Origin of the sequence: Clostridium massiliamazoniense, from assembly GCF_001403635.1 — a bacterium.
Lineage (GTDB): Bacteria > Bacillota > Clostridia > Clostridiales > Clostridiaceae > Sarcina > Sarcina massiliamazoniense.
Map to the genome: position 1 here is coordinate 1 of NZ_LN879461.1, position 13,391 is coordinate 13,391.

General features: G+C 30.2%; 20 protein-coding genes. 1 reads left to right on the forward strand and 19 read right to left on the reverse strand.

The features are described 5' to 3' along the window. The first annotated feature begins 265 nt into the window (after window positions 1-265). Window positions 266-409, forward strand: coding sequence for a hypothetical protein (locus ARA19_RS17250; RefSeq protein ID WP_157452194.1), 144 nt, complete (start codon window positions 266-268; stop codon window positions 407-409). 110 nt (window positions 410-519) lie between these two features. Here ARA19_RS17250 and ARA19_RS00025 read toward each other — a convergent pair whose 3' ends face one another. The 19 genes from ARA19_RS00025 to ARA19_RS00100 form a co-directional block, all read right to left on the reverse strand. After that, window positions 520-954 carry a hypothetical protein gene (locus ARA19_RS00025; protein ID WP_055068925.1) on the reverse strand — a complete coding sequence of 145 codons (435 nt, stop codon included), beginning with the start codon at window positions 952-954 and terminating at the stop codon, window positions 520-522. A gap of 19 nt (window positions 955-973) precedes the next feature. Further along, window positions 974-1,825: a glycoside hydrolase family protein gene (locus ARA19_RS00030; RefSeq protein WP_055068926.1), complete on the reverse strand. Its 852-nt coding sequence runs from the start codon at window positions 1,823-1,825 to the stop codon at window positions 974-976. Between the two features lie 21 nt (window positions 1,826-1,846). Further along, on the reverse strand, window positions 1,847-2,050 hold the full coding sequence (locus ARA19_RS00035; RefSeq protein WP_055068927.1) for a hemolysin XhlA family protein: 204 nt from the start codon (window positions 2,048-2,050) through the stop codon (window positions 1,847-1,849). Next, window positions 2,050-2,259, reverse strand: coding sequence for an XkdX family protein (locus ARA19_RS00040; protein WP_055068928.1), 210 nt, complete (start codon window positions 2,257-2,259; stop codon window positions 2,050-2,052). Before ARA19_RS00040 ends, ARA19_RS00035 begins: the two co-directional genes overlap by 1 nt. Before the next feature lie 26 nt (window positions 2,260-2,285). Then, the gene (locus ARA19_RS17255; RefSeq protein WP_157452195.1) at window positions 2,286-2,435 is read right to left on the reverse strand and encodes a hypothetical protein; all 150 of its coding nucleotides are present in this window, start codon (window positions 2,433-2,435) and stop codon (window positions 2,286-2,288) included. A 110-nt stretch (window positions 2,436-2,545) separates the two neighbouring features. Beyond that, window positions 2,546-2,716 carry a hypothetical protein gene (locus tag ARA19_RS17260; RefSeq protein ID WP_157452196.1) on the reverse strand — a complete coding sequence of 57 codons (171 nt, stop codon included), beginning with the start codon at window positions 2,714-2,716 and terminating at the stop codon, window positions 2,546-2,548. Between the two features lie 20 nt (window positions 2,717-2,736). Then, the gene (locus ARA19_RS00045; protein WP_055068929.1) at window positions 2,737-3,945 is read right to left on the reverse strand and encodes a hypothetical protein; all 1,209 of its coding nucleotides are present in this window, start codon (window positions 3,943-3,945) and stop codon (window positions 2,737-2,739) included. 9 nt (window positions 3,946-3,954) lie between these two features. Further along, the gene (locus ARA19_RS00050; RefSeq protein ID WP_055068930.1) at window positions 3,955-5,091 is read right to left on the reverse strand and encodes a siphovirus ReqiPepy6 Gp37-like family protein; all 1,137 of its coding nucleotides are present in this window, start codon (window positions 5,089-5,091) and stop codon (window positions 3,955-3,957) included. After that, window positions 5,091-5,747, reverse strand: coding sequence for a phage distal tail protein (locus tag ARA19_RS18220; protein ID WP_084764079.1), 657 nt, complete (start codon window positions 5,745-5,747; stop codon window positions 5,091-5,093). The genes ARA19_RS00050 and ARA19_RS18220 overlap by 1 nt, the downstream gene beginning before the upstream one ends. A 6-nt stretch (window positions 5,748-5,753) precedes the next feature. Next, window positions 5,754-5,954 carry a hypothetical protein gene (locus tag ARA19_RS00055; RefSeq protein WP_055068931.1) on the reverse strand — a complete coding sequence of 67 codons (201 nt, stop codon included), beginning with the start codon at window positions 5,952-5,954 and terminating at the stop codon, window positions 5,754-5,756. A gap of 10 nt (window positions 5,955-5,964) precedes the next feature. Continuing rightward, a complete protein-coding gene (locus ARA19_RS00060; RefSeq protein ID WP_055068932.1) occupies window positions 5,965-9,657 on the reverse strand; it encodes a hypothetical protein in 3,693 nt (1,230 codons plus the stop codon). An 8-nt stretch (window positions 9,658-9,665) separates the two neighbouring features. Further along, on the reverse strand, window positions 9,666-9,812 hold the full coding sequence (locus ARA19_RS17915; protein ID WP_242862360.1) for a hypothetical protein: 147 nt from the start codon (window positions 9,810-9,812) through the stop codon (window positions 9,666-9,668). Window positions 9,813-9,982: 170 nt separating this feature from the next. Further along, window positions 9,983-10,297, reverse strand: a complete 315-nt coding sequence (locus ARA19_RS00070; RefSeq protein ID WP_055068934.1) for a hypothetical protein — start codon at window positions 10,295-10,297, stop codon at window positions 9,983-9,985. Between the two features lie 35 nt (window positions 10,298-10,332). Continuing rightward, window positions 10,333-10,980: a hypothetical protein gene (locus ARA19_RS00075; RefSeq protein ID WP_242862361.1), complete on the reverse strand. Its 648-nt coding sequence runs from the start codon at window positions 10,978-10,980 to the stop codon at window positions 10,333-10,335. Then, window positions 10,973-11,380: a hypothetical protein gene (locus tag ARA19_RS00080; protein ID WP_055068935.1), complete on the reverse strand. Its 408-nt coding sequence runs from the start codon at window positions 11,378-11,380 to the stop codon at window positions 10,973-10,975. Before ARA19_RS00080 ends, ARA19_RS00075 begins: the two co-directional genes overlap by 8 nt. Continuing rightward, complete coding sequence (locus ARA19_RS00085) at window positions 11,380-11,814, reverse strand: HK97 gp10 family phage protein (RefSeq protein WP_055068936.1); 435 nt, start codon at window positions 11,812-11,814, stop codon at window positions 11,380-11,382. Before ARA19_RS00085 ends, ARA19_RS00080 begins: the two co-directional genes overlap by 1 nt. Next, window positions 11,811-12,125, reverse strand: coding sequence for a hypothetical protein (locus ARA19_RS00090; RefSeq protein ID WP_055068937.1), 315 nt, complete (start codon window positions 12,123-12,125; stop codon window positions 11,811-11,813). The genes ARA19_RS00085 and ARA19_RS00090 overlap by 4 nt, the downstream gene beginning before the upstream one ends. Further along, on the reverse strand, window positions 12,119-12,415 hold the full coding sequence (locus ARA19_RS00095) for a phage head-tail connector protein (RefSeq protein WP_055068938.1): 297 nt from the start codon (window positions 12,413-12,415) through the stop codon (window positions 12,119-12,121). Before ARA19_RS00095 ends, ARA19_RS00090 begins: the two co-directional genes overlap by 7 nt. Beyond that, window positions 12,415-13,377 carry a hypothetical protein gene (locus ARA19_RS00100; RefSeq protein ID WP_055068939.1) on the reverse strand — a complete coding sequence of 321 codons (963 nt, stop codon included), beginning with the start codon at window positions 13,375-13,377 and terminating at the stop codon, window positions 12,415-12,417. Before ARA19_RS00100 ends, ARA19_RS00095 begins: the two co-directional genes overlap by 1 nt. Window positions 13,378-13,391 lie beyond the last annotated feature (14 nt).

The window sequence follows — 13,391 nt, forward strand, 5'->3', positions numbered from 1 at the left end:
TGTCCAATTCTGCGGTCTATTATTTTTTCATATTTATTTATATTTTTTTAAATACTTAAAGCAAGTAATAATCACACTTTAAAATAGATTTTCAACTTTGTGTATATCTTATTTTTTTCTAAATGTTGTGTTACGTTGTGTTATAATTGTGTCATTTTATATACTAAATGTTATGCTAATAAATGTGCTGAAAGTGTGCTAAATATAATAGTAATTTAATGATATAATTTATTTATACTCCTTAGTATAGAAAGGAGGTGTTAATATGGCTAGAAGAAGAACTAGAAGATGTTCAACTGTTAAACATCATACTAAGAAAGCTTCTCACAGAAGAAAAAGAACTAAAAAACATTCTTCTAAAGGTAAGAGGCATTTAAAAGTTGAAGTTAAAGTTCACCATAGATATTAATTAACACCTTTTTTCTAATGGGAGTTCTGATGTTTTAATGTTCCTCCAGGTCCCAGTACATGGGACCTTTTTTAGTGCAAAAAAATAAAGCCCTCCTAAGAGGGCCATCATTATCCTGCTGGAACTAACTTTTTATTTAAAGTTTTTATAATATGTTCGTCTACTAATCTTTCCTCATTATGAGTTTGCTTTATTTTAAACTCTTTAATTAATTCTGACACTATCTTTCTTAATATATCTGCTTTTTCTGAATAATTAGCAGAAGTTACATCATCAATAGTCGTTGCAGCTACATCTATTATTTTTTTTATTGCTTCAACCTCTGCCGCATCTGCTGGATTTAAGTCCTCAACTATATTACTTCCTAAATCTACTGTTTTTTCTACACTATTAATTGTTTTATTTATTGTAGGAATTTCTTTTACTACATTATTAATATGCTTCTTTAATGATCCTGTTAATTTAAAATGACTTAAAGCTACTGCAATAATAGTAACAATTATTTCAGAACTTTCTATAATCATATTTGAATTTAAATTTATCATATCTTTCACTCCTAATCTATTAATTATTATTATATTGATTAAACAAAAACATTTGAGATTCTGCTACTCTTCTTCTATATAATCCTTCTAATTCTGTTCCATCACAATAACTCCATGCAGTAAAGTCTGGTTCAATCACTGAATTATTATCACAAGTTTCAAAATTAGCTACTAAATCACTACCCATTAATGCTCCAAATCCTAGATTATATGCAAAATCAACTAAAGCATCTAATTGATATTGTGTTAAATTATATTTTCCTAGTGAATTTGAAATTTGTTGAGCTAAATTATTTAATGTTGTAGTTAGCATATTTAAAGCTTGTTGATATGTTACAGATTGAGGCTTTTCATTATAGGTACAATCTCCAAATCCTACTGTCCAATTTCCACCAGCATCTCTATATGGTGTTGAACTGAATCCTTCCCATGATGCAGTAAACTTAATTAAATCTTCTGAAACTGTTGAAGGAGTTTGTGAAACTTGTGTATATGCTTTATACACATAACCTTCAACTGGTTGAGAAATATGATACCAATCTTTTGTTGCACCTTGGATTTTAAATCTTTGGCCAAAATCTAATACCCCAACAATATCACAGTTCTCATTACTCTCAGCTCTTATATTCAACCCACATGAAGATATTGCTGTTCCATATGCATAATTCAATGATTCACTAGGAATATATGCCCAATCTCCAAGTAGTTGATTACATATATTATACATATCTTCTTCTAGTGTATCTGTCTGAATCCATGCTCCATTCTCATTACTATATATATATGTAGAAATTCTTGAAGGTAATAAAGAAAGAATAGACTTAATGTCTACTCCATCCTTCATAATTTTAGTACAAACAATCTTACTCATACTTAACTCTCCTTTTATTTTTTATTTTAAATGTAATTCTATTATGAATATTAATACAGATAGAATCGCTCCTACACAAGTTACTCCTAGCCATTTCAAAGCTGCAATTAAATTATCTAACTTATCACATAAATTAGACAATTTATCTCCAAGCTTAATATTGCTACTCTCTAAAGAACGTATTCTATCTTCATGATCTTTTAAAGTTTCTTTAAATTCTTCCATTAACCTTGTGCTACCCCTGTATCTATAGTTGATTGTGTTTGTGAATGTATAGTATCTGTTTCTTTTTTAACTGCTGGTACTGGATAGGATTGCCCTGTAATTTGTTCATATTGTTCTGTTGTTAATCCGCCAGCTTGTACTAATTGTTGTAATTGTTGCGCATCCCATAATCCTAATTGATAAAATTCTTGTATTGTTTCAAAACTCATATTATTACCTCTTTCTTATTTTAAATTTATTTTTTTAATGATATTTCAAATAATGCTTTTGAAAGTGCATCTATTTGTTTACTTAACTTTTCTGATGTTAAAGAGTTTGATAAGATTCCCATAGCTAATCCTTTAGTTTGTCCAGCTAACTGTATTTCTTTTAGTGTAGTATCCATAATACCTTTAGCTAATGCTTCTTCTTTTGAGATAACTTTTTTTCGTATAATAGGAACTAATTTAAAATTTGATATAATTAAATTTGTGATTTTCTTATTTTGTTCTTCTATTAATATAATTCATTATTTTTTGATTGCTCAATCAAATATTTATATATTTCTTCTGAAATCATTTTTATACGTGTATCAGGATTATACTCGCTGTTATCTTTAAAAATCTCATTTGAACTTGTGAATCCTACAATTTTTAATTCATTATTAACTAATATATATCTATTCATATATTCTTCCTTTCCAAAGTTTAATTTGTAATTAATGCTCTTAAATAAATAGTCTCTCCTTGAGTGACGGCAAAATTATTTCCAGACACCAACCAAATTTGAAGGCTAGAAGCATTACTCATACTTCCTATCACAACTGTTTGGGAAGTATCTAATGGGGTAAGTTGAAACTGATAAATATCAGCTAATGGACTACCTGGTAATTGTATTACTTGCCCCCAAATGTTCCCGCTTGATTGAGGTGTAAGGTTTAATGCTAAAATCCCAAACATAGTATTAAACTCACCATTTTCAACTGTTGCTCCTGTGCCATTTACTAGATAATAATTCAAACTATATGTAAACTCTATTCCATTTATTGTTGTATTTTGATTTTGTATATCTGGTCCTATAGGAAACATGTTATTGCTATTTATAGTTAACCCATATGCAAAATTCATATTGCAATTCCAATTTACTGTATCAGTTCCTGTACTAACTGGAGTAACATCAAACATTGCATTATTAGTTACATTATTAAATAGCATAAATGTGTCTTGGTTAATCTGCATTCCTACTGTCACATTTCCATTACTATTTTCAAATTGTAAATTCTCTGCTTCTTCAAATGTCCAATCATTTGATAAAGTTGGTGAACTATTGGCTGTTAAACTATCATTTTGTAAGTTACTTATATTTGTATTTATCTGTGAAATTTGTTTTTCTAATTCTGCATGGTCATTTTGACCAAATAATCCTTCTATATATCCACATACGCTAGAATCAGCTCTAGTGTCTATTATATTACTTTGAAGTATTTGAGATACACCCGCTTGGACTGTTATAGTAGCTAATTGCAGTTGATATATACCACTGGTTTGTATTAATTGTGGTACCACTGGATTATTACTTGGAACGCCATCAATAGCAAAACAGGTAATATTTCTATTAGTTAAATTTAACTCTAATACTATACTCGTAATTCTAGTATAAGTTTCATTAGCAGTTGAAATATTTATAGTAAGCGGCGTAGTATTTGAATAACGATAACCATTTATGAATGCTACTCCAGGAGAAATAATTACTTGCATTCCTGTTCCCGCTTGAACTTGTAATGTTGTTGAAGGATTAAAAGCGACTCCATTTCCTAAAAAACTAGAAAAATAAGCCGCCCAATCACTAGCATTGTATGTTCTATCATAAGATCCATTAACTAAATTAGCATTAAAAAAACTTGAATATTGAGCCATCATTACCTCCTAATAATTTAAATTTATTTTTTCTAAAAGTGTAGGTAAAGGATAACCAAAAGATAATGTTATTTGATTTCCTTGTACACTAAATTGTTCTGTTACCTCTGTAATAACTAAATCTTCATTTAAATTCCATTCTTTATTAATACAACTAATAGTGTCTCCAACATTGAAATTTAATCTATACTTTAAATCTGTATGCATATTTAATTTACCTGCGAAATTTTTTGTTATTTCTGAATTAGCTAGTGTTTGTTCTCCAACAGCAGTCATTATAGTTTGATAATTTGAGGAAGTTAAATTAAATTGTTCCCCATTTAATGTTGGATTACTTCCATCCACTCCCATTTCAACTCTATTTAAACCTTTTGTCTCTGTATTACCAGTTATAATTAATTCACTTTTATTATCTACTGTTCCATACACATATGCGACATTACTAAAATTAACTACACTATGCGTAAAACTTTCACCCATGATATTATTTAAATCAGAACTAAAAATAATAGGAGTATTCCCTTCTGTATTTCCTAAGCTATAATCCTTCCCTACAAATAATTCAATAATATATGCATTTTGATAAGGTGACATTAAAATTTGTATTCCTATATATTGACTTTGTAATATACTTGTAATCGAGCTGCTCACAGTTGAATACTGACTTTGTGGTAAAAAAGTAGTTTTATTAGTTATTTCCGTTAAAGTAGTAAAATTCAAATTTGGAATTATCCTATTTGGATTTCTAGGATTTATACATTCATTCATTAAAATAGTTTTTATAATGTTTGGAATAGTATCTGTCATATTATAATTTTGCGTCAAAACTCTTTGGTTAAACCATATAAATAAACTTTTCCCTTGTATCTCAAGTTGTTCTACACCTTTACTATTAATACTTAATTGCTTATATGTAATTATATAAGGCTCTAATGTATAACCAGGTCTTATATTGTTACTTGTAGTAATTAAATTTCCTACTTTCAATAAACTTACTGATTCTAAAGTAAGTGGTACCGTTAAAGTAAATGTTCCAGCTTTAGATAAACATTTTTTTATTTCTAAGGTTTCAATTGTATCTATAACTCCTAATATATTAAAGTTATTGTCCCAAATAGTAATATAAAATTCTTCTAATAAATTCATTAAAAAACCCCCCAGTAACATTGGGTGTAAGTAACTTCTATATTTAAATTCCCTCTATTTTCAGCATTATTACACGAATAAGTAAATGTATTTAATCCTGGTATTAGCATTAACCAACTTGAATTTTCAAAATCAAATTTAGAAATTATATTTTCTCCATTTAACAATACTGACTTTTTCCCGAATTCTGTACAAATATTCAGTGTATCTCCTGGATTTATTGTTGTATTAATTTGAATTTTCTTTCCATCTTGAATACGTGTTATAACAGGAGTTTCGACAGCTGATAAACTTGTAATATTAAATTGCAGTGGAACTGATACATTTGAATCATTATATATATTAGTTAAAGTATCTGTATCTTTATGCCCATAAATAAATCCACTGTCAGGTATTGAAATAGGAAACTTAAATTCATCAATATAAGGACTTAAGGAAACTGTAGTCGGCTCTAAAGCATACCATAGTGTATTTGGTGCTAATATATCTATAGAAAACTTAACAAAATATCTATTATTGTTATCATGTCCTACTCCCCACTTAACTAAGCTTTGGCACTTCCCTGTAAGGGTGAACTTATTATCTAAAATTATTTTTATAGATGAAAAAGGGCTGGTTAAGTTTAATAAGATTTGTTTCTTATTACTTAAATCCAGCTCTGATTAACCTATTGCAGTTCCTGTAATATTAACAGTTCTTGAATTAACATTTGTAGATTTAACATATTCTCCTATCTGTTTAATAGTTTTGGAGGTATTATGTTGCACTACACAATTATCGTGTACTATCTCATTTAAAATAAAGTTTTGTGTATCAAATGTTAAAGATACATTAGTATCTAAATTGATTAATTGTACTTCCATATCTACCTCCTTAGTAAAATCCATTAGCTAATTTTCTACTAGCATCTATCATTTGTCTCTTTGCTTCAAACGGATCTATTGGCTCGGGACTATAGAAATTATATGTATTTCCTCCACCAGTTCCATTATTCCCATGCTTATAAGCTTCCGCCTGTTCAGCAGTTAAAACCATTTCGCCTTTATGTAATTCAGCACGATATCCATCCCACGGAACATACGCTAATCCTGTAGCATGAGAACCATCATTTCCCCAACTCGTAATATCACCTACAATATGACTAGCTGCATTACTTACACTATTCGCTAATGCATTAATTTTCCCTGAAATCCAGCTTGTTACATCTCCCCATGCATTCGCTAATCCAGATAGTAAATCATGTATTATATCTGAACCAGCAGACCACATTGAACTCCCAAGATTTTTAACAGTTGATACAATATCATTAGCTGCTCCACTAAACCAACTACATAAAGAACTCCATCCACTCTCAAATACACTACTTACTGATGACATAACGCTAGATATAGTTCCTTCAAATGAACTTCCCATACTTTCTACTGAGTGTACTGGTCCTTCTACTGCTCCATCAAACCAACTACATAAAGCATTCCACCCACTATCGAAACTATTAGTTGCAGTTTGTATTCCACTCTCTATTCTACTCCCAAACCTTTCCAGCATTTGTCCTACATATTCTGCTGGATGCCCTACATTTACACTAAACCACCCACACAATGAACTCCATCCATTATCAAATACTTGCCTTGCTTCGCTTATTCCTGACTCTATATGGCTACCAAATCTCTCGAGCATTTGTCCAACATATTCTGCTGGTCGTCCTACATTAGCCTCAAACCATCCACATAGAGAACTCCATCCTCTATCGAATGCATTTTTTATACTTTCCATCGCATTTTCAGTATCAGTTGCTATTCTGTTCCAAAGTCTTTCAAACCTACTAGCAATATTTTCACCAATTTGCTCGGCCTCTCTTCCCATACCTTCTAATCTATTCACTACAGCATGTACTAAAGCTTCACTAATTTCTACAACTGCATTTTTACAAGCAGTAATTAAATGAACAATAGAATGTGTTACACGAGCAACGCCTTGGGCAAAAGGAGTATCTTCAATGTCAGTAAGAATAGTATGTAATGCATGAGAAACTTTAGAAGTAATATGATTCCATTCTTCAATTGTAACTGTTTTACACTTATTCCAGGTATCTCTAATAGTTTGTAATTGATTTTTATACATATTTTTTTGAGTATTCCACCAGTTAGTCGCACTATTTTTTAAAGAATTATACCCATTTATCCATGCTTGCTTTTGATCATTCCACCAATTATCAACACTATTTTTAATATCATTTATACTATTATGAAAATCTCTTTTTATATCTTTCCAAGTATTTAAAGTATCCGTTTTAATGCCTAAAAAATTATGTTTCCAAGCTTCTCTTATTAACTCAACAACGCCCACAACTGGGTTAGCTATTCCTACAATAATTTCTAAAATATCTTTTATAACGGTACTTATATGATTTTTTCCCCACTCAAAATCATTTACAATATCATGCCAAATATTAATTACGTCAGTTCGCATTCCTCCCCAATTATGTTTCCAGGCTTCACGTAATAATACTACCGCTGCAATCAAAGCCGTAATTGCTAAAATAATAGGGTCTGTTTCCATGATACCACTAAAAAGTTCAAAAGCTTTTTGAGCTCCCCCTATAGCTAATTTTATTAAACCGAATGCTTCTACTACAGGTCCAGCAATTGCTAATAATCCACCTATTGCTAACACAGCATCTTTGGCTGGAGTAGATAAATGTTCAAATTTCTCTGCTAGACGTCCAACATCCCTCGCCATAGTCAATACAGCAGGTACTAATTGTTCTCCTAAAGTCTCTCCTACTTTCTCTAACTGAGCTTTAGTTTTCTCCCATTGCCCATAATTAGTTTGTAAGTCTTGTTTAGTAGTTCCAAATTGCTTATTTAATTCACTCTGAGCTAGTTTTAGTCTAACAGTTGCTTGTTGAACAGGTGTTAATTTTGAATATGCTTTATGATAACCTAATGCGGCTGCTTCAGCATTCTCTTTGCTTGTGCTAAAACTTATCCCTAAAGATTTAAGCCCATAAGTTTGTCCTGCCATAGCTGCCAAACATGCTTGGGAAGCTGTTTCATAACTTATATTTCCTTGTGTTCCTAAATTAATATGTTGAGCTAACTGAGTATATCCTTCAGCTAATAAAGCAGCTTGTTTTTTATTAGCTCCAAGTGTTCGTGCACTCATTCCAAATTTTTCAGCTGTAGCTAAAGCTGCTCCTTGGGCTAATCCCATACTATTTACTGTATTTTTTGACCACTTGTCAACTTGAATAGAACTAGCCCCAAAAAGATGCTTCGTTACAGTCATTGCACTACTAGTTTTTAATCCTAACTCAAACATTTCTTCTCCAACTGTTCGAATTGGTGACATCATACTACTAATCATTTGCCCATTCCATAACGCATTTTGTCCTGATTCTAACATTTCTTTGCCAAATGATTCTGTTTCTTCTCTTGTAACTTCACTTCTTTCACCTAAGCCTGATACTTTTTCCTGTAAATCAAAAATTGAATTACTAAGTTCTTGACCTCTACTTGTTATTTCATTAAAATCTTCTCCAGTAATATCAAAAGTATTATCTAAACTTTCAACCTCTCTCATTACATTTGCAACTTCACTCTGCAATTCATCTAATTCGCCTAATGTTGATGTGATACCTTCTATAGTCAAATTCCCTTTAATATCTGCCATATACTTTAAAGAACCTAATGTTATTTCTAATCTACTCAATGTTGCTTTTAATTCATCTGCACTAGACATTGTTTCATCAAAACTACTACGCATTTCGCTAGTAGCACCTTCTGTACTTGATGCTAATCCTTCTAAATGACCTTGCAGTTCTTCAACTGTTGCTCCTAGAGATTGTAAAAATTCAATTTCTTGTTGTGTAAATGCTTGACTTTCTTCAATACTTTCACTTAAAGCATCCATTTTACTCTCAAAATTACTGATATTACTATTAATTTCAACATTAAAACTTCTTGAAAGAGCATCCCTTAAATCTTCAGCCTGTTCTAAAATCTCTTGAATATTGCTTGTAATATGAATTGTTGAATCAATATCACCTAAATTATCTTTTAACACACTTATTTCATCCATAATAGTGCTACTATCTATTGATAAATCAATTTTCCCACCAAGCTCACTAAGCTCATCCTTTAAATTACTTAGCTGGTCAAATATATTATCAATATTTGAACTGATAGTTAAGTGTTCTGTCAAATCATCTAGTTCATCTTTCAAATTATTGCTTTCTTCTATAATTTGTGAAATATTACTCTCTATATGAATTGTTGCATCCATATCTAATAAATTTTCTTTTAAGACATTTATTTGGTCCAATATGTTATCAATATTAGAACTAATAGTAAGATGTTCATTTAAATCACTTAACCTATCTGTTAAATCATTAAATTGCTCTACTAAATTATCAATATTACTTGTAAATTCAATATTGCTACTTAAATCCTCTAAATTATCTTTTAAGTTATTAATTGATGATTCTAATTCTTCAAAAGCATCTAAATTAAATTCAATGGATCCACGGAGAGGTGCTAATTCAACACTTGGATTTCCACTTCCCATATATTCAATTACCTCCCTTCCATTTCTCTTTGTTTTCTTCTAATTGCTTGAACATCTGCTGTACTAGTTGTTAATTCTTTTAGAGTTTTTAAAAATTCTCTTCCCTGTTCGCTTGTTTTCTGTTGATATAACCAAGCATCTCTTCTATACAGCATGAACTTAAAATAGGGCAAGTTTTCTATTTCTAAAAAACTTAACCCTGTATATTCTTTAATCTGTTTTATGTCAGCAGTTACTACTCTAAATTCTTCTGACTGCTCCCATTCCTCTACATTGAAATATTTCTTTATTATAGCTGCTCTATGTTTATGAGGAATAGGAATATCTAGTTTTTTTCAATCCCTCTAATTTGATTTATAATAAATTGAGTTAATGCTGTACTTTGATATGCATTCATAATTGGTGCTAACTCTTCAACTGTAAATACTGCTTGATTTAAGTTTGTATTTAGATAAGTAACTATTAAAGTTAAATCAGCATTTTTTTTACTTTCTTCATCTTCTGATTTTGATATGCTCTCAAATATATCCATTAATTCATTTCGAGTTTTATATGTAATTGGTGGAAGAGTATATGATTTCCCTCCGAATGTTAATTCTGTATTTTTGCTATATTCATCTAAGTTTAATATTGTATTCATTGTATTACCTCTTTTCTACTGATTATTCTAATTTATTATTGAACTTGCTTAGGTGCTGGATTTAAAGCATTAAATTCTACTTCACTTAATTCTTCTCTAAACTCTGCAAAGAAATTATTAAAATATTGAATCCCTTGGATTTCAGCATCTATTGATGTAGCTTTATCACTAAAATCTAATCCAAAGCCATTACCACCTTGACCTACCATAGTAAATCTAATAGCTTTACCATTTTCTTTAATATACACAAATCTTAATAAGACCGTATTTAATGCTCCTGTTCCAGTAAATACTACTCTTCTTTCTAAGTTATTTTCTGTTGCTGGAATAAAGTTAGCATTAGATAATTTAGATAAATTCTCTAAATTCCATGTTAATATTCCTGTTTTAAAAGTTAAATTTTCTCTTGTTATAAATCTTTTAACAAGTTGGTCATATTGATTGTATATATCAGCTAATTTAGGCTTGTACTGAATTTTCGCTCCAGATTCACACCAACCAACATTATTTGCTGCTGTTTCTATCACACTATCATCTGGAATAGATGTTACTCCTTCAATAGGCATTATATAAACTGCTCCGCCACCTAGAAGTATTGTGTCACTACCATTATTAGCTAAACCTACTCCATATTGTGTTCCATTTGCTAAAGTTCCTGTTGAACTTCCTACTGTATTACTCATTTGTATACCTCCACTTTATTAAGTAATTTAAATTGACTTGATATAACTTTAAATCTTCTCGAAACAGAGATGTTGAACCTCCACTAATTTGAGAATTGAACTTTACTTTATCGAATATTATAAAGTCTGTATTTAAGTTAAAATCTAAAATCTTATTTAAAGCCATTTGAACTTTTACTATATTCATATAATTAATTCCAATAATATTTATTGAAAATTGGCTTTGTTTTTCATATCCCCCTCTAAGATCTCTATACTGATATTCCATTACTGGATTAACAAGAGAACTTAAAGTACTCTCAGGAATTAAAGCGTAAATAGGAAAAAGGTTATCTTTAACATTGATAACCTCATTTAAATCTTTACTATTTACTAAGTATTGAATTATTGATTGTTGCATTATGTTAATCCCTCCGCTAATAAAAGAGGTATCTTCTCAATATAATCTGTTAAGGTGTCCCAAAGAAATTGTTTAGGCTTTTGCCCATGGGTATGATGCCATCCTTCCCATTTTTGTGTAGTACCTTTCCACCACCAAGGTGTTTTTCTTCCATCGCCATGTAGTGCAAATATTCCTGTTCCTTGATGAACATAAACACCATAAAACTCAAAATATCCTATCCAAGCTACTAATTCATAATCTTCTTTTTTAACTTCAAAATCTGAATTATCTCTTAATGTTCCTACATCAATTGGTGTTCTATCTTTGGATTCCTCTAGTATTTTCTCAGCAGTAGTATTAAGATTCTTCTCTATAGTATCTACTTGATATTTAACAGCATTTTTATAACTTGATATAAAATCATCTGTATTAAATTGAATTGATAAATTCATACTTCAATTCTCTTCAATTCTAAGCATGTCCAAAGATTATCCGTCCCTACATCTTCAATATAATATATTTCATCTGTCGCTGGGATATAAATTCTATTAGTAGCTTTATTTATTTTTTTATATTTTGTTAGAGCTTTATAAGTTATTAAATATACTAATGCTCCATTAACTATAGTTGTATTTTTAACTTTATTAATACTTATATCAAAAGTATCTCCATTGTTCCAAACTTCTACTGCTTCTAATAATTCATTTTTTTCTAATGATAAAGTTTGTACTATTGCCTTTTGCATATTTCTATTCGTTACCATGTTATCACCCTATAAGATACAAGTTGTCTTTTGAGCTCCATAGGTATATCATCAAGCCAACTATAGCTAATGCCACTATGATTCTCTGAACTTAATCCTTCTGAACCTCGTTTATTCCACATTAATATAACTAAATCAATAATTATATCTCCTGCTGATACTGGCATTGCTTCTAAGTTAGTTTCATTTAAAAAGTATTGAGTAGCTTTTGTTATATAGTAATTTAAAATAGAAATAGAGGTTTTATCACTTTCCTCTATTCCTAAGATTAATAATAATGTTTCAAGCATTAATTTTTAGTTTCTTCAATTACTATATTAGGCTCAATACTTGTATCTAATGAAAATGTTGCAGTTACATAATTTTTCTTTCTAATTGGCCCAGCTCCATAAGAATATAATCCTCTATATAAATCTGCAAAATTACCTTGTGCTCTTAATTTTTCACATTCATCTAGTTCAGCAGCAAACCCCCAACATTCTGGATGTCCAGCAATTATTTGTACTGTTGCATCTGTATTATTTTTAGCTACTGTTGAAGGTAAATAATTAGTTGTATAAATAGTCATATTAGCTACTTTTGACCCCTCTAATATTCCATCACGTAATATTTGTGGTTGGAATGTAAATCTAGGGTCTTTTCTAAGCATTCCCATTACATCATGACTAACAACACAAAATCTTTCTTCTTCAGGCATATCCATCTTTGACATTTCAATGTCTATATTAACTAATATGTCATATACATTTTCTGCTGATACAGTTACAGTTCCTAAATTCACACCATTCTTTTGTGCATTTTTTATTTGAGCTTGAAGCACTGCTGTATCTATTGCTTTTTGTAACTGTCTTCCTGCTGATACAATAGCTTTTTGAATATATGAGGCATTTTTGCTTTGTCTTTTTTGAATATCTCCAACTTTAAATGCCCAACTTTTAGCTTGATCCATTGGAATTGTTATTGCAGTAGTATCTAATTCACTATAATCTATATCAGTTCCAGTATAATCATCTACTTGTACATCTTGTAAGAAGTTATATATAATCATTCCCCCAGCGATGTCATCTGCTCTCATAGTTATATAAGGTGTTAAAGCTTTCTCATAAAAACTTAATAATATACCTGCATTCCAAACTGCTGGTATAAAACTATTTATTCCCCCACCTGGTTTTACAGGATTCCAAGGCTGTACATTTACTGTATTTACTGTATTTCCTGCATTAGGTACTGTTGTATTACTTATATCTGCCATTTATTTATCTCCTT

What these genes read in the sequence shown, in the direction of transcription:
- ARA19_RS00090 (WP_055068937.1), bottom strand. Translation starts at nt 12,125, where the DNA reads ATGGTAACGAATAGAAATATGCAAAAGGCAATAGTACAAACTTTATCA.
- ARA19_RS00040 (WP_055068928.1), bottom strand. Translation starts at nt 2,259, where the DNA reads ATGAGTTTTGAAACAATACAAGAATTTTATCAATTAGGATTATGGGAT.
- ARA19_RS00045 (WP_055068929.1), bottom strand. Translation starts at nt 3,945, where the DNA reads ATGGCTCAATATTCAAGTTTTTTTAATGCTAATTTAGTTAATGGATCT.
- ARA19_RS17915 (WP_242862360.1), bottom strand. Translation starts at nt 9,812, where the DNA reads ATGCTGTATAGAAGAGATGCTTGGTTATATCAACAGAAAACAAGCGAA.
- ARA19_RS00025 (WP_055068925.1), bottom strand. Translation starts at nt 954, where the DNA reads ATGATAAATTTAAATTCAAATATGATTATAGAAAGTTCTGAAATAATT.
- ARA19_RS00035 (WP_055068927.1), bottom strand. Translation starts at nt 2,050, where the DNA reads ATGGAAGAATTTAAAGAAACTTTAAAAGATCATGAAGATAGAATACGT.
- ARA19_RS00070 (WP_055068934.1), bottom strand. Translation starts at nt 10,297, where the DNA reads ATGAATACAATATTAAACTTAGATGAATATAGCAAAAATACAGAATTA.
- ARA19_RS00030 (WP_055068926.1), bottom strand. Translation starts at nt 1,825, where the DNA reads ATGAGTAAGATTGTTTGTACTAAAATTATGAAGGATGGAGTAGACATT.
- ARA19_RS00095 (WP_055068938.1), bottom strand. Translation starts at nt 12,415, where the DNA reads ATGCTTGAAACATTATTATTAATCTTAGGAATAGAGGAAAGTGATAAA.
- ARA19_RS00085 (WP_055068936.1), bottom strand. Translation starts at nt 11,814, where the DNA reads ATGAATTTATCAATTCAATTTAATACAGATGATTTTATATCAAGTTAT.
- ARA19_RS00100 (WP_055068939.1), bottom strand. Translation starts at nt 13,377, where the DNA reads ATGGCAGATATAAGTAATACAACAGTACCTAATGCAGGAAATACAGTA.
- ARA19_RS00075 (WP_242862361.1), bottom strand. Translation starts at nt 10,980, where the DNA reads ATGAGTAATACAGTAGGAAGTTCAACAGGAACTTTAGCAAATGGAACA.
- ARA19_RS17255 (WP_157452195.1), bottom strand. Translation starts at nt 2,435, where the DNA reads ATGGATACTACACTAAAAGAAATACAGTTAGCTGGACAAACTAAAGGA.
- ARA19_RS00080 (WP_055068935.1), bottom strand. Translation starts at nt 11,380, where the DNA reads ATGCAACAATCAATAATTCAATACTTAGTAAATAGTAAAGATTTAAAT.
- ARA19_RS00055 (WP_055068931.1), bottom strand. Translation starts at nt 5,954, where the DNA reads ATGGAAGTACAATTAATCAATTTAGATACTAATGTATCTTTAACATTT.
- ARA19_RS17250 (WP_157452194.1), top strand. Translation starts at nt 266, where the DNA reads ATGGCTAGAAGAAGAACTAGAAGATGTTCAACTGTTAAACATCATACT.
- ARA19_RS00060 (WP_055068932.1), bottom strand. Translation starts at nt 9,657, where the DNA reads ATGGGAAGTGGAAATCCAAGTGTTGAATTAGCACCTCTCCGTGGATCC.
- ARA19_RS00050 (WP_055068930.1), bottom strand. Translation starts at nt 5,091, where the DNA reads ATGAATTTATTAGAAGAATTTTATATTACTATTTGGGACAATAACTTT.
- ARA19_RS17260 (WP_157452196.1), bottom strand. Translation starts at nt 2,716, where the DNA reads ATGAATAGATATATATTAGTTAATAATGAATTAAAAATTGTAGGATTC.